Raw genomic sequence first — 19,383 nt, 5'->3', positions numbered from 1 at the left:
CCCGTCATCGTCGGTGGAGTGTCGCGGCTCAGGCGCCCAGCGCGGTGCGGACGGCCTGGACGATGGCGTCGATGTCCGCCTCGGTGGCGGTCAGCGGCGGGGCGAGACGGATGGTGGAGCCGTGCGTGTCCTTGGCCAGGACGCCGGCCTCCATGAGCTTCTCGCAGGCCTCGCGGCCGGTCATGATCTCGGGGTCGATGTCGAGCCCGGCCCACAGGCCACGGGTGCGCACGGCCACAAGACCCTTGCCGACCAGCGCCTCCAGGCCCTCGGCGAGCTGCTTGCCGCGCTCCTGGGCGGCCTTCTGGTGCTCACCGGTGGCCAGCATCTTCACGACCTCGTGGCCCACGGCCGCGGCCAGCGGGTTGCCGCCGAAGGTCGAGCCGTGGGTGCCCTTGGTGATGACGCCCATGACGTCGGAGTTGGCCAGCACCGCGGAGACGGGCACGATGCCGCCGCCCAGGGCCTTGCCGAGGGTGTAGACGTCGGCCTCGACGCCCTCGTACTGGCAGGCCAGCGTGGTACCGGTGCGGCCCAGGCCGGACTGGATCTCGTCGGCGATCATCAGCACGTTGTTCTCGCGGGTGATCTCGCGGATCTCGGCCAGGTAACCCTCCGGCGGGATCACGACGCCGCCCTCACCCTGGATGGGCTCGAGCATGACGGCCACGGTGTCCGGGGTGATCGCGTCGCGGACGGCCTGGGCGTTGCCGTACTCCACGACCTGGAAACCGGGCGCGTAGGGGCCGAAGCCGTCGCGGGCGTCCTCGTCGGTGGAGAAGCTGATGATGGTGGAGGTGCGGCCGTGGAAGTTGCCGTCCATCACGATGATGTGCTGCTTGCCGTTCTCGACGCCCTTGACGTCCGCACCCCACTTGCGGGCGATCTTGATGGCGGTCTCCACGGCCTCGGCACCGGTGTTCATCGGCAGCACCATGTCCTTGCCGATGAGGGCCGCCAGGTCGCGCACGAACGGGCCGAGACGGTCGGAGTGGAAGGCGCGGGAGGTCAGCGTCATCTTGCCGAGCTGCTCACGGGCAGCCTCGATGAGCTGCTCGTTGCCGTGCCCGAAGTTCAACGCCGAGTAACCCGCGAGGGCGTCGATGTAGGTCTTGCCGGCGACATCGGTGACCTGGGCGTTGTGGCCCTCGGCCAGCACGACCGGCAGCGGGCCGTAGTTGTGGGCCGCGTGCTCGTCCTCCAGGCCGATGTACCACTGGGGGTCGTTCGAGCTCTGCTCGTCGGTCAGGTCCACGGGGGTCACAGTCTGGGTCATGGTCCCCACGGTAGTCCGGTGGGTGTTCGACGAGCCACCCCGCCCCCACGCGCGAGGTGCGGCACCGCATCCGGCTGGGCGGCGCTCAGGCCTCCAACGCCACCCCGGCGCGGTCCGGCAGCAACGCGGTCGCCAGCGCCGCCACGGCGAAGGCCACCGCGAAGACCACGAAGACGCCGACTGCCCCGATGCCCGGGAGGAGCACCGGGACCAGCAGGGGCGCGATGATGCTGGCGATCCGGCCGAAGCCCGCCGCCGCACCCGCACCAGCACCCCGCAGCCGTGTGGGGTAGATCTCCGGCGTCACCGCGTACAGAGCACCCCAGGCACCCAGGTTGAAGAAGGACAGGGCCGCACCGGTGACCAGCAGCACCGGCAGCGAGTCGGCCAGACCGAAGCCCACCGCGGCAGCAGCCGATCCCACCAGGAAGGTGGCCAGCGTGGCGCGGCGCCCCCAGGTCTCGATCAGCACCGCAGCCACCAGGTACCCCGGCAGCTGGGCGAGCGTCATCAGCAGGACGTACCCGAAGGACTGCACGATGTCGAAGCCCCGGTCGACCAACAGGGTCGGCAACCAGATGAACGCGCCGTAGTAGCTGAAGTTCACGAGGAACCAGATGGCCCAGATGCCCAGCGTGCGGCGACCGAAGCGGGAGGACCACAGGCCCGTGGCGGGTGGGCCCGCCGCATCGGCCCGCGCGGGCGGGGCGGCGGGTGAGGGGGTGGGGGCAGGAGCCGATGGGGGGTGCGTGGCCGCCGCCTCGAAGCGGCGGACGACCTCCTCCGCCTCAACGGTCCGCCCCCGGGAGGCCAGCCACAACGGGGACTCGGGCAGGCCCCATCGGACCACCGCCGCATACAGGGCAGGCACCACACCCAGGGCCAGCGCCCAGCGCCACCCGAGGTCCGGCACCGCGAAGTAGCCGATGGCCGCCGCCAGGATCCAACCCACCGCCCAGAAGGACTCCAGGGCCACCACCATCCGCCCCCGGATGCGGGTGGGCGACAGCTCCGACACCAGGGTGGAGGCCACCGGCAGCTCCGCACCGAGCCCCAGGCCCACCAGGAAGCGGAACGCGAGCAACGCCCCGAGCGACCAGGCCAGGGCGCTCGCGCCCGTGGCCAGGCCGTACACCAACAGCGTGGCCGCGAACACGTTGCGACGCCCGAAGCGGTCCGCCAGCAGCCCGCCGAAGGTGGCCCCGATGGCCATGCCCAGGAAGCCGATGGACGCCACCCACGAGAGCTCGGTCTTGGACAGGTCCCACTCGGAGGCCAGCGCCGCCATCACGAACGAGATCAGCCCGACGTCCATGGCATCCAGGGCCCAGCCCACCCCCGACCCGGTGATCAGCTTGCGGTGCTGGGAGTTGAAACGCAGGCCACCCAGCCTGCGCCCGAGGTCGGCGGGGTCCCCGGTGCGCGACGACCGGTGCGTCGCTTCCCCATCGGCGGGGACGGATGCGGACTGCGGCACCGTGGACATGGCGCTCCTTCGCACTCTGCGGTGGCCGGTGTGGCCCGGCACCGCCCGGGTGTGCAACGAGCCCCGGGGAGGATCTCCCCGGGGCTCGGATGGTGGCAGGTGCAGGATTCGAACCTGCGTAGGCTTTCGCCGACGGATTTACAGTCCGCTTCCATTGGCCGCTCGGACAACCTGCCAAACTGCGGGGGCGATACTAGCCCGAGCGTCCGGGATGACCAAACCGGACCCCCTCGACCCACAGGAGCTTCCCATGGCCAGCGAATCGTCCTTCGACGTCGTGAGCAAGGTGGACCGCCAGGAGGTGGACAACGCCGTCAACCAGGCCGCCAAGGAGATCGGCACCCGCTACGACTTCCGCAACGTCGGCGCCTCGGTGGAGCTGAACGGCGACGCCCTGCTGCTGAAGGCCAACACCGCCGAGCGCGTGCTCGCGGTCCTCGACGTGCTGCAGACCAAGCTGGTGAAGCGTGGGGTCTCCCTGAAGTCCGTGGACTTCGGCGAGGACTCCGAGCCCAAGCCCTCCGGCAAGGAGTACCGCCTGGAGGGCGTGCTCAAGGAGGGTCTGAGCCAGGAGAACGCCAAGAAGATCTCCAAGCAGATCCGCGACGAGTTCGGCAAGGCCGTCAAGGCCACCATCCAGGGCGACGAGGTGCGCGTCAGCAGCAAGAGCCGCGACGACCTGCAGGCCGTGCAGCGTGCCCTCAAGGCCAACGACGACATCGATGCGGCGCTGAGCTTCACCAACTACCGGTGACGGCGGGGCGGCACCGGCGCACCACGGCAGTCAGCTGACAGCGGGCCGTCCGGGCATCAGCCCCGGGCGGCCCGCCACTCGTGCACCAGCACGGCCATGAGCACCTCGTCGTGGAAGACGCCGTCGTGGAACACCGCCTCCCGGCGCCGCCCCTCCTCCGTGAAACCCGCCTTCCGGTAGGCCGCGAGAGCCCGGTCGTTGTAGGCGTACACCCCCAGCTGGATGCGGTGCAGCCCCATCTCCGCGAACCCGTAGCGCAGCATGGCCGCCGTGGCATCCGGCCCGAGCCCCCTGCCCTGGTGCTCCGGGCCGAGCATGATGGCGAAGGTGCCGCAGCGCGCCGGCTGGGTGACGCTGTGCAGCACCGCGTGCCCGATGAGGGTGCCGCCCAGGTCGTCGATGGCGAACCCCACGCCCCCGTCACCGTCGTTGGCCGACCAGGTGCGGAACTGCTCCACGTCGGCCGCCACCGGTCGGGGTCGCACCGCGCGGTCCTGCAGCACCTTCATCTCCGGCTCGTTCCACCACCGGGCCAGGACCTCCAGGTCCTCCTCGGTGGCCGGGCGCAGCCGGGTGCGCTCACCAGCCAAGATGCCCGCCGCGTACCCCGTCGCCTCGCCCACCTGGGTCCATGCCATGACGCCAGCGTAGCCAGCCGGGCAGCACGCACGGCCCGGTCTGGGCTACTGTGCGGGCACATCCATCACGACCGGCTGAGGGATCAGGACCGATGACGCCGGGGCAACCGACGTGGGGGCGACCCCACGGAACGGTGCCACCTCCTGCGGGGAGCCCCGGCTCACCCGGAAGATGGGACGTCGGCCGAGACCCTCGCCGGCGGTCTTCCTCCCGGCGACCCGTTGCAGGTGCACTGGTTGTCGGTTCCTGAGGAAGGCCCGCCATGAGCACCGAGCGCAGCACCCTCCCCCAGGCCACGCCTGCGGCCCTCACTCTCCAGGCCGCTGCCCGCGAACGCATCCTGGTGCTCGACGGCGCGTGGGGAACGATGTTCCAGCAGCGCGAGCTCACCGAGCAGGACTTTCACCCCGCCGGGGCCCCCGAGGACCGCACCCTGGCGGGCAACTTCGACCTGCTGTGCCTCAGCCGTCCCGACCTGGTGGCCGACGTCCACCGGGCCTACCTCCGGGCCGGGGCGGACATCACGTCCACCAACACCTTCAGCTCCACGGCCATCGGCCAGGCGGACTACGGCTGCGAGCACCTGGTGGGCGAGCTCAACGAGGCCGCGGCCCGCATCGCCCGCGAGGTGGCCGACGAGGTGTCCGCCGCCGACGGCCGCCCCCGTTGGGTGGCCGGAGCCGTGGGCCCCACCAACCGCACGGCCTCGCTCTCCCCCGACGTGGAGCGCCCGGAGCTGCGCACCACCACCTACGCCGAGCTCCGTGCCGCCTACGCCGACCAGGTGCGCGGCCTGGTGCGCGGCGGGGCCGACCTGGTGCTGGTGGAGACGGTCTTCGACACCCTCAACGCCAAGGCTGCCCTGCGGGCCGTCGACGACGTGGCGCGCGAGATGGGCCGACAGGTCCCGGTCATGCTCTCGGGGACCATCACCGACGCCTCCGGGCGCACCCTCTCGGGCCAGACGCCCACCGCCTTCGCGATCTCCACCGAGCACGTCCACCTGGTCTCCCTGGGGCTGAACTGCGCGCTGGGGCCGGCGGCCCTGCGGCCGCACCTGCGCGAGATCGCCGGGGCCACCGAGGCCCTGGTCTCGGCGCACCCCAACGCCGGCCTGCCGAATGCGTTCGGCGGCTACGACGAGAGCCCCGAGGAGATGGCCGACGTCCTGGGCGATCTCGCCGCCGAGGGTGTGCTCAACATCGTGGGCGGGTGCTGTGGCACCACCCCGCAGCACATCGCCGCCATCGCCGATGCGGTGAGCGGCCTCGCGCCACGCAGGGCACCGCAGCTGCCACGCCGGTTGCGCACCAGCGGCCTGGAGCCCTTCGAGGTCACCGAGCAGACGAACTTCATCACCATCGGCGAGCGCACCAACATCACCGGTTCACCGAGGTTCGCCCGGACCGTCACGTCGGGTGACTGGGACGCCGCCGTCGCCATCGCTCGCCAGCAGGTGGAGAACGGGGCACAGATGGTGGACGTCAACGTCGACGAGGGCATGATCGACGGGCCGTCGACGATGACGCACTTCCTCAACCTGCTCGCCACCGAGCCCGATGTGGCGCGCGTACCGGTGATGGTGGACTCCTCCCGCTGGGAGGTCCTCGAGGCCGGCCTGGCGTGCCTGCAGGGCAAGGGAGTGGTGAACTCGATCTCGCTGAAGGACGGCGAGGAGACCTTCCTGGAACGTGCCGCCATCGTGCGGGCCCACGGTGCCGCCGCGGTGGTGATGGCCTTCGACGAGACCGGCCAGGCCGACACCCTCGAGCGCCGCACCGAGGTCTGCCAGCGTGCCCACGACCTGCTCGTGGGTGCCGGCTGGGAGCCGCACGACATCATCTTCGACCCCAACGTGCTCACCGTGGCCACCGGCATGCCCGAGCACGACCGCTACGCCCTCGACTTCATCGAGGCCACCCGGTGGATCAAGCAGAACCTGCCCGGGACCCTGGTCAGCGGTGGCATCTCGAACGTCTCGTTCTCCTTCCGCGGCAACAACGTGGTGCGCGAGGCGATGCACACCGTGTTCCTCTTCCACGCCATCCGGGCGGGGCTGGACATGGGCATCGTGAACGCCGGCATGCTCGGCGTGTACGAGGAGATCGACCCGGTGCTCCGCGAGGCCGTGGAGGACGTGGTGCTGGCACGCCGCCCCGACGCGACCGAGCGCCTCCTGGAGCTGGCCGAGCAGTACCGCCGGGAGCCGGGTTCCACCGAGCCGGCCACCACGGCGGCCTGGCGGACCGAGCCGGTGGCCGACCGCCTGCGCCACGCGCTGGTGCACGGCATCAGCGACTTCGCCGTCGAGGACGCCGAGGAGGCCTACCAGGAGCTCGGCTCCCCGTTGGCCGTCATCGAGGGGCCGCTCATGGACGGCATGGACGTGGTGGGCGACCTGTTCGGCAGCGGCAGGATGTTCCTGCCGCAGGTGGTCAAGTCCGCCCGGGTGATGAAGAAGGCCGTGGCCCACCTGACGCCCTACCTGGAGGCCGCAGCGCTGGAGACCGGCGCCAGGACCAAGGGGCGGGTGGTGATGGCCACCGTCAAGGGCGACGTCCACGACATCGGCAAGAACATCGTGGGCGTGGTGCTGGCCTGCAACGGCTACGAGGTGGACGACCTCGGGGTGATGGTGCCGGCCGAGAAGATCCTGGACCACGCCCGCGAGACCGGGGCCGACGTCATCGGCGTCTCCGGGTTGATCACCCCCAGCCTGGACGAGATGGTCTCGCTCGGCACCGAGATGCAGCGCCGGGGACTGAGCACTCCCCTGCTGATCGGCGGCGCCACCACCTCGGTGGCGCACACCGCGGTGAAGATCGATCCCTCGTACGACGGCACGGTGGTGCACGTGACCGACGCCTCCCGCGCCGTGCAGGTGGTGTCCGACGCCATCCACCGCAACGACTCCCTGGCCGAACGGGTCTCGTCCACCTACACCGAGCTCCGCGAGCGGCACGGGGCCAGGGAGACGCGCCTGGTGACCCACGCCGAGGCGCGGGCGGACTCGCGGGCGGTGACCGACCCGGTGCCCGCCCCCGCCTCACCCGGGGTGCACCGGCTGCAGCCGACCCTGGCCGAGCTCGTCGAGATCGTGGACTGGACGCCCTTCTTCACGGCGTGGGAGCTGCGGGGCAGCCACCCCAGGATCCTCGAGGACCCCCGGCAGGGAGAGCAGGCGCGCGCCACCTTCGCCGACGGCCAGGCGTGGCTGCGGCGGATCATGGACGAGGGCCTGCTGCAGCCGCGCGGCGTGGTGGGCCTGTGGGCCGCCCACCGCAGTGCGGACGGCGAGGACATCGTGCTGCCCGACCCGCACGGGGACGGCCGTGACGAGGTGGTGCTCCACGGACTGCGGCAGCAGAAGCACCGGAGCGGGGGCGGCTACGCCTCGCTCGCGGACTTCGTGGCTCCCGCCGATGACCACGTGGGGGGCTTCGCGGTGAGCATCCACGGCGCGGACGAGCTCGCCGCATCGTTGCGGGCCGAGCACGACGACTACGGCGCCATCATGGTCCAGGTGCTGGCCGACCGGCTGGCCGAGGCCTTCGCCGAGTGGGCCCACCGCGAGGTCCGCACCCGCCTGTGGGGCTACTCCGCCGAGGAGGACCTGCCCGTGCCCGAGCTGATCCGCGAGCGCTACCAGGGCATCCGCCCCGCGCCGGGCTACCCGGCCCAACCGGATCACACCGAGAAGCAGACCCTGTGGGAGCTGCTCAGCGCCCGGGACCTGGGCATGGAGCTCACCGAGCACCACGCCGTCACCCCCACCAGCGCGGTGAGTGGCCTGTACCTGGCCCACCCCGAGGCGAGGTACTTCTCCGTGGGCCGCATCGATGACGACCAGCTGCGCCACTACGCCCACCGCAAGGGCTGGGACCCGGCCGAGGCCGAGCGCTGGCTGGCCCCCCTGCTGCGCTGAGGCCCGCCCGCCGGCCCCGCAGACCCCCCCGATCCACGTCCCGCCGACCCGGAAGGACCACCATGACCCGCCTGTCCGTCGAGCTGGTTCCCCGCAGCGAGGAGTCGCTGCTCACCGAGGCAGCGAGCCTGCCCGAGATCGCCCCCTGGGCCGACACGATCAACGTGCCGGACCTGGTGAAGTTCGACCTGCGCTCCTGGCGTGCCTGCCCGATGCTGCGGGGCGCGGTACGTCATCCCGGCGGCGCGCCCTACTCCGCGATCCCCCACATCCGCGCCTGCGACGTGAACCCCGACGAGCCACTGCCGATGGTGGACGCGCTGCGGGCCGGGGACGTCACCGAGGTGCTCGTGGTCTCCGGCGACGACGCCGACTACTTCGCGCAGCACACCTACGCGGTGGACTCGGTGGACGTCATCCGCCGCTTCCGCGAGGAGATGCCCGAGGTGACGGTCTACGCGGGACTGGACCCCTACCGCCAGGGGATGTCCGCCGAGCTGCGCCTGCTGGAGCGCAAGCTGGTCGCCGGGGCCTCCGGCGTCTTCACCCAGCCGTTCTTCGACGTGGACCACCTGCGCTCCTGGCGCCGGGTGGTGTCCCCCGAGCTCAGCATCTGGTGGGGCGCCACGACCGTCACCACGCTGAGCGCCCTGGGCTACTGGCGCCGCCGCAACCTGGTGGCCTTCCCGCAGGACTTCAGCATGGAGATCGAGGCCCAGCGGGAGTTCGCCCAGCGCCTCATCGACCTCGCCTGCGAGTGGGAGGACAACGTCTACCTGATGCCGGTGCGCACCTCTCCCGCGGAGTACCTGCAGGGCCTGCGGGTGGGCGCGGACGTGGCCGGGCCAGTGCGCGCCTGACGGCCCCTGCCGGTGAGCCGCGCAGGGTCACCCCGGGGGCGTCAGGCGCCCTGCCCCGGAGCTCAGGCCCCGTACCGCTGCTGCGAGCGCAGCACCTCACCGAGCACCGAGCGCTGGTCGACCATGCTGCGCCGCACGGCGGGGGAGACCGCGTCGCCAGCCAGGACGGCGTCCACCGCATCGGCCGTGGCCTGCGTGGGAACCGCCAGGGGGAAGGCCAGCTGCGCGACCCGCGCCAGGGCGTCCTCGCCGACCACACCGGACAGGCCCGGCACCTCGGTGAGGTAGCGCTCCACGTAGGGCGTCAGCAGCTCCGGCCCACCCGAGGCCCAGAAGCCCTGCGCCAGGTTGTTGCGCTCGTAGTTGCTGCGGCCCGAGTCGCGCCCGGCCAGCTGCTCCCAGGCCCAGGCCTTGGACTCCGCATCCGGCTGCGAGGCCCGCGCCATGAGCCCCGACAGCTGCCCGGCCAGCGACCGGTCGTGCTCGCCCATCAGCTCCAGCTCACCGTCCAACCCGCCCAGCTGCGCCAGGCGCTTCACGGCGAACCACCGGAACTCGTCGTCGGTCTCCAGACCCTGGGGCAGGTCCTCGCCGCGGGCCCAGGCACGCAGCTCCTCGGCGTCCGTGGAGCAGGTGGCCACCACCCGCGCCCCCAGCCACGCCTCGGAGGTGCCCGCCTCGGCCGAGCGCATCCGCTCCCGCCCGGCAGCGGCCAGCACCTCCAGCTGGGTGTCACGCTCCGCCGCGGGCACCATCGTGCGCACCACGCGCGCCGTGATCCCCCCGGAGATCGCCAGCACCGAGGCATCGTTCTCCACCGGGAAGGCCGCCGCGAAGGTGCGCACCAGGTGTCGCGGGTCCGCCCCGCCGTCGGCGACCGCGTCGAACAGCGCCGCCCACAGCATCGCCCGCGTGGCGGGGTCCTCCACCTGCGGGAGCTGCGCCGGCAGCGCGGCCAGCGACTCCTCATCGAGCACCGCCGTGGCCCAGGTCGTGTCCGCCGCGTTGGGCACCACCAGCCGTGGCACGGGGCGCCCGGCCAGCTCGGGGACCTCCACCCGGTCGGCGTCCAGCTCGACCTCCACCGACCATGCCCGGTCACCGTCGGTCCACCCCGCGATGCTGAGCGCGTGCGGCCGGTCGGCCGGCTCCACCGGCTGCCCCGCCACCTCGGTGGGCTGCTCGCGCAGCACGGCAGCGGTGTCGATGACCTCGATGCCGTCCGCATCCGTCCGCGTGGTCAGCTCCACCGAGATCCGGTCCAGCCCCGCCGTCTCCAGCCAGGCCGCCGCCCAACCCTGCACGTCACGCCCCGACGCACTCTCCATGGAGCCCAGGAAGTCCGCCAGCGTCGCGTTGCCGTAGGAGTGCGTGGTCAGGTGGTCGCGCACGCCCGCGATGAAGGCCTCGTCCCCCATCCACTCGATGAGCTGCCGCAGCGCCGAGGCGCCCTTGGCGTAGCTGATGCCGTCGAAGTTCTGCAGCGCCGTGTCCCCGTCCGGTGCCGGCGAACCAGCCACCGGGTGCGTGGACGGCGAGCGCTCCGCCGCGTATCCCCACGGCTTGCGGCCCACACCGAAGTCCACCCACGCCTCGGTGAACTCCGTGGCCCCCACACACGCCCGGTGGGCCATGTACTCGGCGAAGGACTCGTTGAGCCACAGGTCGTCCCACCACACCGGGGTCACCAGGTCGCCGAACCACATGTGCGCCATCTCGTGCGCGATGGTGTTGGAGCGCGTCAGCAGCCCCTCGCGGGTGATCGCCCCCTGGAAGACGTACTGGTCGCGGAAGGTCACGCAGCCCGGGTTCTCCATGGCACCGGCGTTGAACTCCGGCACGAAGATCTGGTGGTACTCGCCGAACGGGTAGTCGATGCCGAACAGCTCGTGGAAGTAGCTCATGCACTGCCGCGTGACCTCGAACATCTGCGGCGCCTGCGCCTCGAGCTCGGCCGCCAGCGACGCCCGCGCGTGCAGCACCAGCGGCACCACCTGGCCGTCCGGCCCCCGCCAGGTGTCGCGCTGCGAGACGTAGGGGCCGGCGCACACGGTGACGAAGTAGGTGGACAGCGGCTTGGTGGTGGCCAGGCGCCAGATGCCGTGCCCCTCGTGGGTGGGGTCACCGTTGCCGGTGACGATCCACTCCTCGGGAGCCTTCACCGACACGGTGTAGGGCGCCTTGAGGTCCGGCTGGTCGAAGCAGGCGAACACCTTGGGGGCGGCATCCAGGAACAGGTGGCCGTACAAGTACTCGCCGTGGTCCTCCGGGTCCACCGAGCGGTGCAGGCCCTGCCCGTCGTTCGAGAAGGGCATGGTCGCGCGCACCGCGAGGGTGTTGCGCCCCTGCTGCGGCGTGATCGGCAGGCGCCCGTCCACCACCGTTGCGGGGTCCAGGGCCTCGTCGTTCAGCTCCACCTCGTGCACGTCGACGGCCTTGAGGTCCACGAAGGTGGGCTCCGCCGCATCGGCCCGGAAGACGATCTGGGTCTCGGACTCGAAGGTGGAGGTGCTGGTGGTCAGGTCGAGCTCGACCTCCATCGACTCCACATCGATGAGGGAGGCGCGGGCCTGGGCTTCGTCACGGGTCAGCGAGGGCATGGGCCCATCCTGCCTGCCCACCCGCCGACCGGGCCACCGGGTTCCCGCCGGCTCAGCGGCCGGTGCGGGGCTGGTGCTGCGCCATCGCCTCCAGCCGCGCCACCCGCTGGTCCATCGGCGGGTGGGTGGAGAAGAGCCGCGCCACGTCACTGCCCCTGAAGGGGTTGGCGATCATCATGTGGCTCACGCTCTCCAGCCGGGGCTCGGGGCGCAGCGGGCGGGCCGAGGCACCCCGCTCGATCTTGCGCAGCGCACTGGCCAGCGCCAGCGGGTCACCGGTGAGGCGGGCCCCGTCCTCGTCGGCGTCGAACTCGCGGGTGCGGCTGATGGCCAGCTGGATGACCGTGGCTCCCAACGGTGCCAGCAGGACCATCGCCAGCATCGCCAAGGGGTTGGGGCGGTCCTGTCCACCACCGAAGAAGAACATCATCTGCGCCACGGAGGTGATCACACCGGAGATGGCCGAGGCGACCGCGGAGGTGAGGATGTCGCGGTTGTAGACGTGCATGAGCTCGTGCCCCAGCACACCTCGCAGCTCGCGCTCGTCGAGCAGCTCCAGGATGCCGGTGGTGCAGCACACCGCGGCGTTCTGGGGGTTGCGACCGGTGGCGAAGGCGTTGGGCGCGGTGGTCGGCGAGACGTACAGGCGCGGCATCGGCTGCCCGGCCGTGGCCGCGAGCTCCGTGACGATGCGGTGCATGTGCGGCGCCTCGTGCGGCCCCACCTCCCGGGCCCGCATGGCGCGGATGGCCAGCTTGTCGGAGTTCCAGTAGGTGTACGCCGTGGAGAGCAGACCGAACACGGCGAAGATCCAGATGTACCGGCCACCGCCGACGAGCGCCCCCATGGCCAGGAAGAGTGCCCAGATGAGCGCGAACAGCAGGGTGGTCTTCAACCCGTTGTGGTGCTTCCTCATGACCTGATCCTGCCACTGCCCGCCGCCTCCTAGATGTGATGTCCAGGGAGGTTGTTGCGGGACTCGCTGATAGGTGAAGGCCTCCTGTTGCGAGAGTGGAGCTGTCTAAGAACCGCTTCGCGCACCCAGGAGGCCTTCATGTCCCACGCTAACGCCGCTCTGACTCCACGCGCTCGGATGCGGCTGGCCAAGCTCATCGTCGAAGAGGGGTGGCCGGTGGCCGTGGCAGCCAAGATGTTCCTGGTCTCACCACCCACGGCCCGCAAATGGGCTGCCCGGTACCGGGACGAGGGACCGGCCGGGATGACAGATCGCACCAGCCGGCCCCACGTGATGCCGACCAAGACACCACCAGCAGTGGTGAAGAAGATCGTGAAGGCCAGGTGGCGACGCCGGCTCGGCCCGGTACAGATCGCCGGCGAGCTGGGCATGCCAGCCTCCACGGTCCATGCCGTGCTCGTGCGCTGCCGGCTGAACCGGCTGGCCCGCATCGACCGGGTCACCGGTGAACCAGTCCGCCGGTACGAGCACCCCTACCCCGGGTCGCTGATCCACGTCGACGTCACGAAGTTCGGACGGATCCCTGACGGGGGTGGGCACCGCTTCGTCGGCCGGCAGCGGGGCCTGAAGCACCGTGCGGCGACGTCGGACCGGGAAGGCACCCGCGACCACCGGCACCAGCCACGACTGGGCGTGGGGCACCTGCACACCGTGATCGATGACCACTCCCGGGTCGCCTACGTCGAGGTGCACGCCGATGAACGCAAGGAAACCGCGATCGGTGTGCTGCGCCGGGCCGTCGCGTGGTTCGCCGACCGTGGCGTCACGGTCGAGCGGGTGCTGTCGGACAACGGTTCGGCCTACAGGTCCGGCGCCTGGAGCCAGGCCTGCGCCGACCTGGGGATCACCCCCAGACGGACCCGCCCGTATCGGCCGCAGACCAACGGGAAGATCGAACGCTTCCACCGCACCCTGGCCGACGGCTGGGCCTACGCCCGGCTCTACACCAGTGAGACCGAACGACGCGACGCCCTACCAGGGTGGATCCACTTCTACAATCACCACCGGGTCCACTCCGCGATCGGAGCCCCACCCGTCACCAGGCTCAACAACCTGGCTGGACATCACACCTAGACTCAGCGGACCCTGGGGCAGACGCTGCCCCCCGACCCGCAGGAGACCCGTGCCGCAGTCAGCACCCCCGCCCCAGCGCCCCACCCCGGCCCAGGACGAGACGGTGATGCAGTCCCTGAAGGACTCCCGTCGCGCGGGGATCCTGCTGATCGTCGGCGTCCTGCTTGGCATGCTGGCCATGCCGCGCAACCTGCTGGCGGTCGTGGCGCTGCTGCCGAGCCTGTTCTACTTCGTGCGGACCCTGCGGGCCCAGGTCGGGCGCGCCCCCGCGGTGGCCGTCATCTGGACCGCCCTGGGCTTCGTCCTGGCCTCCATGGTGCTGGCCGGGACCCTCCTGCCCTATCTCTTCTTCGACAACTCCATGGCCCTGCAGGAGTGCATCGACTCCGCCAACACCCTGGAGGCGCAGTCGGAGTGCACGGAGAACTGGACCGACACCTTCTCCCGGTTCACGCAGGGCGGCTGACGACCCGCTCCACCGCGAGCCGCAGCGCGGCGCCGAGCACCAGCTGGCCGGCCACCGCCGGTCCCGCCCACACGCTGGGTGCCACCACCGACAACGGACCGGGGGCCACCCCCATCGTGGCGTGGAGGCCGAGGAAGCTCACGCCCGCGCCCACCAGCAGACCGGCCACCAGGCAGCGCCAGGCCACGTCCAGCCACGTCGCGTCCTCCACGAACTCGGCCAGCCGACCCCGCACGGCCCCGGGCAGCAGCGCGCCGACGGCCACACCGGTCAGCAGGACCAGCCACCACGCCTGGGGGAGGGTCCCCGCATCGGGCACGGCCCCCAGGACCGGGATGGCCGGCAGTGTCACCTCGGGCACCTGGTGCGGCGTGGCCGAGGCGTCCCCCACCACGAGCCCGGCGCCGCTGAGCCAGGCCACGGCCCAGAGGAGCAGAGTGGGCAGCCAGCCCACCTGGGCCAGGACGAGCACAGCCGACCCGAGCGTCCCGGGTGCCAGGGCCCCGTGCACCGCAACGACCTGATCGAACCCGGCCGCGAGCAGGGCGACCAGCGCCACCAGCCCGGCCAGCGCCAGCAGCGATGCGGCCCGCAGCGCCGGCCCGGCGGCGTCCTGCAGCACCTCCCCGGCGTTCCCCGGCCAGCCGGAGAACCACCCGTCCACCCGCCGTGCCGGGGAGCCGGCCAGCGCCCCAGCACCACAGGCCAGGGCAGCCGTACAGGTCATGAGCACCAGCCACCGGACGAGACCGCCGGCCTCCGGCAGCGAGCCCACGGCCAGCCCGAGGGCCAGGCTGGTGGCCACCGCCCCCGTGACCCCACCGGCGACGGCCGCGGCCGGAACACTGCCGGGCAGGTCCGGGTCCACGAACAGCCCCCGCACCAGCCGCCGGAGGGTCCAGAACAGTGCCCCGGCCCAGGCCAGGGTGACCAGGGTGGGACCGCCCACCAGGCTCCACCGCGTGACCTCACCGGCCACCGCCAGTGGGTCCCCCACCTCGAGGCGCGCACCCTGCGCCAACTGCGTCAGGCGCACCCCCTCCCGCCCGGCCTGCGCCGCCGAGAGCGTGCTGGAGGGTGCACTGACCCAGGCCGCGAAGGCCAGGCCCGCCACCAGGGCGTGGGCCAGGAGCGTGACGAGCACGCCCCATCCGGCCCCCGCCGCGAGGGCCGAGGCGCCCGTGGCGGGCGCCCTGGCTGCGGCACGGTCACGGGCGGTGGTTCGCGCGGTGGTGGAGGACGTGGTCATCGCGGCCCATCATCGCGCCTGCAGGGGTCAGGGTGACGGAGCCTCGCCCGGACGGTCGTCCAGGACGATGACCTGGCGCAGCTCCTCGCCCGCCTCCAGGCGATCCATGGCCAGGTTGATGTCCTCCAGGCCGATGTGGGAGCTGATGAGGCGCTCCACCGGCAACCGGCCCTGCCGCCAGAGGTCGACGAACCGGGGGATGTCCCGCTGCGGCACCGCCGAGCCCAGGTAGCTCCCGGTGATGGTGCGCGCCTGGGCCACCAGACCGAGCGGCCGCAGGGTGCTCTCCGCGTCCGCCGGGGGCAGACCGACGGTGACGGTGGTGCCACCCGGCCCGGTCAGCGCGACGGCGGTCTCGAACCCGCGCGGGTTGCCGGTGGCGTCCACCACCAGCGCGCCGCGCAGCTCCTGCTCCTCGGCCTCCTGCGGCGCGAAGGTCCTGCTGGCTCCCAGCTCGAGGGCCAGCTCCCGCTTGGAGGCCACGCCGTCCACTCCCACCACCTCGTGGCCCAGCGCCCCGGCCACCAGCACGGCGGCCATGCCCACCCCGCCCAGGCCCACCACCACGACCCCGGTGGGCGCCGGCAGGTCCACCACGTTCACCACCGCCCCACCGCCGGTCAGCACCGCGCAGCCCAGCACCGCGGCGACGTCGGCCGGCACGTCCGCGTCCACCGGCACCACCGAGCGCTCGTCGACCACCGCCCGGGTGGCGAAGCCCGAGACCCCCAGGTGGTGCGCCACCGACTCGCCCTGCGCGTGGAGGCGGCGTCCCCCGGAGAGCAGGTCACCCCGCTCGTTGGCCTGCGAGCCCAGGGTGCACGGGAGCCGCCCCTGGGTGGCGCAGGCCTCGCACTCACCGCAGCGGGGCAGGAAGGTCATCACCACCCGGTCCCCCACCTCCACGGTGGTGACCCCGGATCCGATCTCCTCCACCACGCCGGCGGACTCGTGTCCCAGCAGCATCGGCACCGGGCGGGGGCGCCTTCCCTGCACCACCGAGAGGTCGGAGTGGCACACGCTCGCGGCCTCGATGCGCACCAGGACCTCGCGCTCGCCGGGCGGGTCCAGCTCGAGCTCCTGCACCCGCATCGGGGCGGAGTCGGCGTACGGGGCGGCGGCCTGCAGCGTGTGCAGGACCGCGCCGGTGGTGCGCAGGGGGTCGGGGTGCGTGCTCATGGCCGCAACCTATGCCCTGCCGGTGAGGTCACCCCATCGAGGAGGGGGGGCGACACAGCGCAGCGGCCCGCCCCCCGGTGGGGACGGGCCGCTGTCGGGCCGGGCGGGGATCAGCCCTGCAGGCCCTGCATGATCTCGCGCATGAGGTCAGCGGTCTGGGACGGCGTCTTGCCGACCTTCACGCCCACGGCCTCGAGGGCCTCCTTCTTGGCCTCAGCGGTACCGGAGGAGCCGGAGACGATGGCGCCGGCGTGGCCCATGGTCTTGCCCTCCGGGGCGGTGAAGCCGGCCACGTAGCCGACGACCGGCTTGGTGACGTGCTCCTTGATGTAGTCCGCGGCGCGCTCCTCGGCGTCGCCGCCGATCTCACCAATCATCACGATGGCGTCGGTCTCGTCGTCGTTCTGGAAGGCCTCCAGCGCGTCGATGTGCGTGGTGCCGACGATCGGGTCGCCACCGATGCCGATGGCGGTGGAGAAGCCGAAGTCACGCAGCTCGTACATCATCTGGTAGGTCAGCGTGCCCGACTTGGACACCAGGCCGATGCGGCCGCCCTCGGCGATGTTCGCCGGGATGATTCCGGCGTTGGACTTGCCGGGGCTGATGATGCCGGGGCAGTTCGGGCCGATGATGCGGGTCTTGCCGGCCTTCTTGGCCTCGGCCCAGAACTCGGCGGAGTCCTGCACCGGGATGCCCTCGGTGATGACGACGGCCAGCTCGATCTCGGCCTCGACGGCCTCCATCACGGCGTCCTTGGAGAACTTCGGCGGCACGAAGAGCACCGACACGTTCGCGCCGGTGGCCTCCATGGCCTCCTTGACGGAGCCGAACACCGGCACGGAGGCGCCGCCCTCGAACTCCACCTCGGTGCCGGCCTTCTTCGGGTTCACACCACCGACGACGTTGGTGCCCGAGGTCAGCATGCGCTGGGTGTGCTTCATGCCCTCGGAGCCGGTCATGCCCTGGACGATGACCTTGGAGTCGTTGTTCAGGAAGATCGCCATGCTCAGTTCTCCTTCGCGGCCAGCTCGGCAGCCTTCTCGGCGCCGCCGTCCATCGTGTCGGCAATGCTCACCAGCGGGTGGTTGGCGTCGGCGAGGATCTTGCGGCCCTCCTCGACGTTGTTGCCGTCCAGGCGCACCACCAGCGGCTTCGTGGCGTCGTCGCCCAGCATCTCGAGGGCCTGGACGATGCCGTTGGCCACGGCGTCACAGGCGGTGATGCCACCGAAGACGTTGACGAAGACGCTCTTGACCTGCTCGTCGCCGAGGATCACGTCCAGGCCGTCGGCCATGACCTGCGCCGAGGCGCCGCCACCGATGTCCAGGAAGTTGGCCGGCTTGGCCTTGCCGCCGGTCCTGTCCTCGCCGGCGTAGGCGACGACGTCCAGGGTGGACATCACGAGGCCGGCACCGTTGCCGATGATGCCGACGTTCCCGTCGAGCTTCACGTAGTTCAGGCCCTTGGCCTTCGCCTTGGCCTCCAGCGGGTCCGCGGCCTCCTTGTCCTCCAGGTCCGCGTGGTGCGGCTGGCGGAAGTCGGAGTTCTCGTCGAGCGTGACCTTGCCGTCCAGGGCGATGATCTCGCCGTCCTCGGTCTTGACCAGCGGGTTCACCTCGACCAGCGAGGCGTCCTCCTCGGTGTAGACCGTGTACAGGGTCTTGATGACCTCGGCGATCTTGTCCTGCGAGTCGGTGAAGCCCGCGGCCTCGGCGATCTCCTGGGCCTTCGCGTCGTCCAGACCGACCGAGGGGTCGATCTCGATGCGGGCCAGCGCCTCCGGGCGCTCGACGGCGAGCTGCTCGATCTCGACGCCGCCCTCCTTGGAGCACATGGCCAGGTAGGAGCGGTTGGTGCGGTCCAGCAGGATGGAGAAGTAGTACTCCTCGGCGATCTTCGCGCCCTGGGCGATCATCACCGTGTTCACGGTGTGGCCCTTGATGTCCATGCCGAGGATGGCCTGTGCGGCCTCCTGCGCCTCCTCGGGGGACTTCACGACCTTCACACCGCCGGCCTTGCCGCGCCCACCGGTCTTGACCTGGGCCTTGACGACCACGACACCACCGGACTTCTGTCCGATTCGCTCCGCGGCAGCTCGAGCCTCTTCGGGGGTGGTGGCGACCTCACCGGCCAGCACCGGAACCCCGTGCTTCTCGAACATGTCACGGGCCTGGTACTCGAAGAGATCCACGAGTTGACACCGTCCTCACGATTTCGACTGTTGTTGCTGACCCGCGACACGCGGGTCAGCCTCCACCGACTCTAGTCGGTGCCGAGTGGTCGCCGGGCACGGGATTGCCGCCTCCACCACCGCGTGGGGCCTCGGGGCCCCGGGACTGGCTACGTTGGTGTGGTGCCCAGGACCCCGGACACCACAGGCCGCCCACCCCCGCGCTGGGCCCGGGCTGCGGCATGGGCCTGCCTGCTGCTCCCCCTCCCCTCGGTGGTGTGGCGCCTCGCGATGCTGGCCGGGGTCGACCTGGGTTTCGCGGACGCGGGCCAGTTCGTGGGCCATCTCGGGCCCACCCTCTACGTGCTGGGGCTCAACCTGGTCGAGCTCCTGGCAGGGCTGGCCTGTCTGGGACTGGTGCAGTCCTGGGGCGAGCGCGTGCCGGGCTGGGTGCCTCGCATCGGTGGCCGGACGATCCCGGCGCTCCTGCCGGTGGGGCTGGCGACCGTGGGGAACCTCACGATGTACGCCATCTGGGCGGCGCTGTTGAGCAGCTTCGTCCCCGCGTGGACGGGGCGCACCGACGCGTGGACCCCGGACCGGGGGATGGATGCGGGCGAGCGGGCCCTCCTGCTGTCCTGCTACCTGCCCTTCGGGCTGTGGCCGGTGGCGGTGACCGTGGCGACACTCGGGTACTGGCTGCGGCGACGCTGACGCGCAGCAGCCCGC

General features: G+C 71.6%; 15 protein-coding genes, 1 tRNA gene and 1 riboswitch. Of the genes, 6 read left to right on the top strand and 10 right to left on the bottom strand.

Annotated elements, in window-relative coordinates; genetic code table 11:
* Positions 1 to 28 precede the first annotated feature (28 nt).
* The 3 genes from rocD to ACEY2A_RS00235 form a co-directional block, all read right to left on the bottom strand.
* The gene (gene rocD, locus ACEY2A_RS00245) at positions 29 to 1,276 is read right to left on the bottom strand and encodes an ornithine--oxo-acid transaminase (protein WP_374928898.1); all 1,248 of its coding nucleotides are present in this window, start codon (positions 1,274 to 1,276) and stop codon (positions 29 to 31) included.
* Positions 1,277 to 1,361: 85 nt separating this feature from the next.
* Complete coding sequence (locus ACEY2A_RS00240) at positions 1,362 to 2,762, bottom strand: MFS transporter (RefSeq protein WP_374928897.1); 1,401 nt, start codon at positions 2,760 to 2,762, stop codon at positions 1,362 to 1,364.
* A gap of 90 nt (positions 2,763 to 2,852) precedes the next feature.
* Positions 2,853 to 2,938, bottom strand: a tRNA-Tyr gene (locus ACEY2A_RS00235).
* A 74-nt stretch (positions 2,939 to 3,012) separates the two neighbouring features.
* On the opposite strand from ACEY2A_RS00235, the gene ACEY2A_RS00230 reads away from it, so the two are divergent.
* Positions 3,013 to 3,516 (top strand): YajQ family cyclic di-GMP-binding protein, encoded by a 504-nt coding sequence (locus ACEY2A_RS00230; protein WP_374928896.1) that lies wholly within the window; start codon positions 3,013 to 3,015, stop codon positions 3,514 to 3,516.
* A 56-nt stretch (positions 3,517 to 3,572) separates the two neighbouring features.
* On the opposite strand, the gene ACEY2A_RS00225 is transcribed toward ACEY2A_RS00230, so the two are convergent.
* The gene (locus ACEY2A_RS00225; protein WP_374928895.1) at positions 3,573 to 4,154 is read right to left on the bottom strand and encodes a GNAT family N-acetyltransferase; all 582 of its coding nucleotides are present in this window, start codon (positions 4,152 to 4,154) and stop codon (positions 3,573 to 3,575) included.
* A 59-nt stretch (positions 4,155 to 4,213) separates the two neighbouring features.
* Positions 4,214 to 4,333: riboswitch (SAM riboswitch) on the top strand.
* Between the two features lie 84 nt (positions 4,334 to 4,417).
* On the opposite strand from ACEY2A_RS00225, the gene metH reads away from it, so the two are divergent.
* Positions 4,418 to 8,080 carry a methionine synthase gene (gene metH, locus ACEY2A_RS00220; RefSeq protein ID WP_374928894.1) on the top strand — a complete coding sequence of 1,221 codons (3,663 nt, stop codon included), beginning with the start codon at positions 4,418 to 4,420 and terminating at the stop codon, positions 8,078 to 8,080.
* A gap of 62 nt (positions 8,081 to 8,142) precedes the next feature.
* On the top strand, positions 8,143 to 8,940 hold the full coding sequence (locus ACEY2A_RS00215; protein ID WP_374928893.1) for a methylenetetrahydrofolate reductase: 798 nt from the start codon (positions 8,143 to 8,145) through the stop codon (positions 8,938 to 8,940).
* Positions 8,941 to 9,002: 62 nt separating this feature from the next.
* On the opposite strand, the gene pepN is transcribed toward ACEY2A_RS00215, so the two are convergent.
* Positions 9,003 to 11,540, bottom strand: coding sequence for an aminopeptidase N (gene pepN / locus ACEY2A_RS00210; protein ID WP_374928892.1), 2,538 nt, complete (start codon positions 11,538 to 11,540; stop codon positions 9,003 to 9,005).
* Between the two features lie 52 nt (positions 11,541 to 11,592).
* Complete coding sequence (htpX, locus tag ACEY2A_RS00205; protein ID WP_374928891.1) at positions 11,593 to 12,456, bottom strand: zinc metalloprotease HtpX; 864 nt, start codon at positions 12,454 to 12,456, stop codon at positions 11,593 to 11,595.
* Between the two features lie 138 nt (positions 12,457 to 12,594).
* On the opposite strand from htpX, the gene ACEY2A_RS00200 reads away from it, so the two are divergent.
* Positions 12,595 to 13,590, top strand: coding sequence for an IS481 family transposase (locus ACEY2A_RS00200; RefSeq protein ID WP_374927840.1), 996 nt, complete (start codon positions 12,595 to 12,597; stop codon positions 13,588 to 13,590).
* Positions 13,591 to 13,639: 49 nt separating this feature from the next.
* Positions 13,640 to 14,056 (top strand): hypothetical protein, encoded by a 417-nt coding sequence (locus ACEY2A_RS00195; RefSeq protein WP_374928890.1) that lies wholly within the window; start codon positions 13,640 to 13,642, stop codon positions 14,054 to 14,056.
* On the opposite strand, the gene ACEY2A_RS00190 is transcribed toward ACEY2A_RS00195, so the two are convergent.
* From ACEY2A_RS00190 to sucC, 4 genes are all read right to left on the bottom strand, one after another.
* Entirely contained in the window at positions 14,040 to 15,305 is a 1,266-nt protein-coding gene (locus ACEY2A_RS00190) for a DUF6350 family protein (protein WP_374928889.1), read from the bottom strand. The two genes, ACEY2A_RS00195 and ACEY2A_RS00190, sit on opposite strands and share 17 nt — an antisense overlap.
* Before the next feature lie 27 nt (positions 15,306 to 15,332).
* Positions 15,333 to 16,484, bottom strand: a complete 1,152-nt coding sequence (locus tag ACEY2A_RS00185; RefSeq protein ID WP_374928888.1) for an alcohol dehydrogenase catalytic domain-containing protein — start codon at positions 16,482 to 16,484, stop codon at positions 15,333 to 15,335.
* 110 nt (positions 16,485 to 16,594) lie between these two features.
* Positions 16,595 to 17,488, bottom strand: a complete 894-nt coding sequence (sucD, locus tag ACEY2A_RS00180; protein ID WP_374928887.1) for a succinate--CoA ligase subunit alpha — start codon at positions 17,486 to 17,488, stop codon at positions 16,595 to 16,597.
* 2 nt (positions 17,489 to 17,490) lie between these two features.
* Positions 17,491 to 18,675, bottom strand: a complete 1,185-nt coding sequence (gene sucC, locus ACEY2A_RS00175; protein WP_374928886.1) for an ADP-forming succinate--CoA ligase subunit beta — start codon at positions 18,673 to 18,675, stop codon at positions 17,491 to 17,493.
* A 162-nt stretch (positions 18,676 to 18,837) separates the two neighbouring features.
* Here sucC and ACEY2A_RS00170 point away from each other — a divergent pair, with 162 nt between their 5' ends.
* Positions 18,838 to 19,368, top strand: coding sequence for a hypothetical protein (locus ACEY2A_RS00170; RefSeq protein ID WP_374928885.1), 531 nt, complete (start codon positions 18,838 to 18,840; stop codon positions 19,366 to 19,368).
* Positions 19,369 to 19,383: the final 15 nt, after the last annotated feature.

Origin of the sequence: Kytococcus sedentarius (genome assembly GCF_041937525.1) — a bacterium.
Classification (GTDB): domain Bacteria; phylum Actinomycetota; class Actinomycetes; order Actinomycetales; family Dermatophilaceae; genus Kytococcus; species Kytococcus sedentarius_A.
This window is presented reverse-complemented; position numbering and strand designations above follow the sequence as displayed.

Coding starts and splice junctions, on each gene's coding strand:
- rocD (WP_374928898.1), bottom strand. CDS start 1,276: ATGACCCAGACTGTGACCCCCGTGGACCTGACCGACGAGCAGAGCTCG.
- ACEY2A_RS00240 (WP_374928897.1), bottom strand. CDS start 2,762: ATGTCCACGGTGCCGCAGTCCGCATCCGTCCCCGCCGATGGGGAAGCG.
- ACEY2A_RS00230 (WP_374928896.1), top strand. CDS start 3,013: ATGGCCAGCGAATCGTCCTTCGACGTCGTGAGCAAGGTGGACCGCCAG.
- ACEY2A_RS00225 (WP_374928895.1), bottom strand. CDS start 4,154: ATGGCATGGACCCAGGTGGGCGAGGCGACGGGGTACGCGGCGGGCATC.
- metH (WP_374928894.1), top strand. CDS start 4,418: ATGAGCACCGAGCGCAGCACCCTCCCCCAGGCCACGCCTGCGGCCCTC.
- ACEY2A_RS00215 (WP_374928893.1), top strand. CDS start 8,143: ATGACCCGCCTGTCCGTCGAGCTGGTTCCCCGCAGCGAGGAGTCGCTG.
- pepN (WP_374928892.1), bottom strand. CDS start 11,540: ATGCCCTCGCTGACCCGTGACGAAGCCCAGGCCCGCGCCTCCCTCATC.
- htpX (WP_374928891.1), bottom strand. CDS start 12,456: ATGAGGAAGCACCACAACGGGTTGAAGACCACCCTGCTGTTCGCGCTC.
- ACEY2A_RS00200 (WP_374927840.1), top strand. CDS start 12,595: ATGTCCCACGCTAACGCCGCTCTGACTCCACGCGCTCGGATGCGGCTG.
- ACEY2A_RS00190 (WP_374928889.1), bottom strand. CDS start 15,305: ATGACCACGTCCTCCACCACCGCGCGAACCACCGCCCGTGACCGTGCC.
- ACEY2A_RS00185 (WP_374928888.1), bottom strand. CDS start 16,484: ATGAGCACGCACCCCGACCCCCTGCGCACCACCGGCGCGGTCCTGCAC.
- sucD (WP_374928887.1), bottom strand. CDS start 17,488: ATGGCGATCTTCCTGAACAACGACTCCAAGGTCATCGTCCAGGGCATG.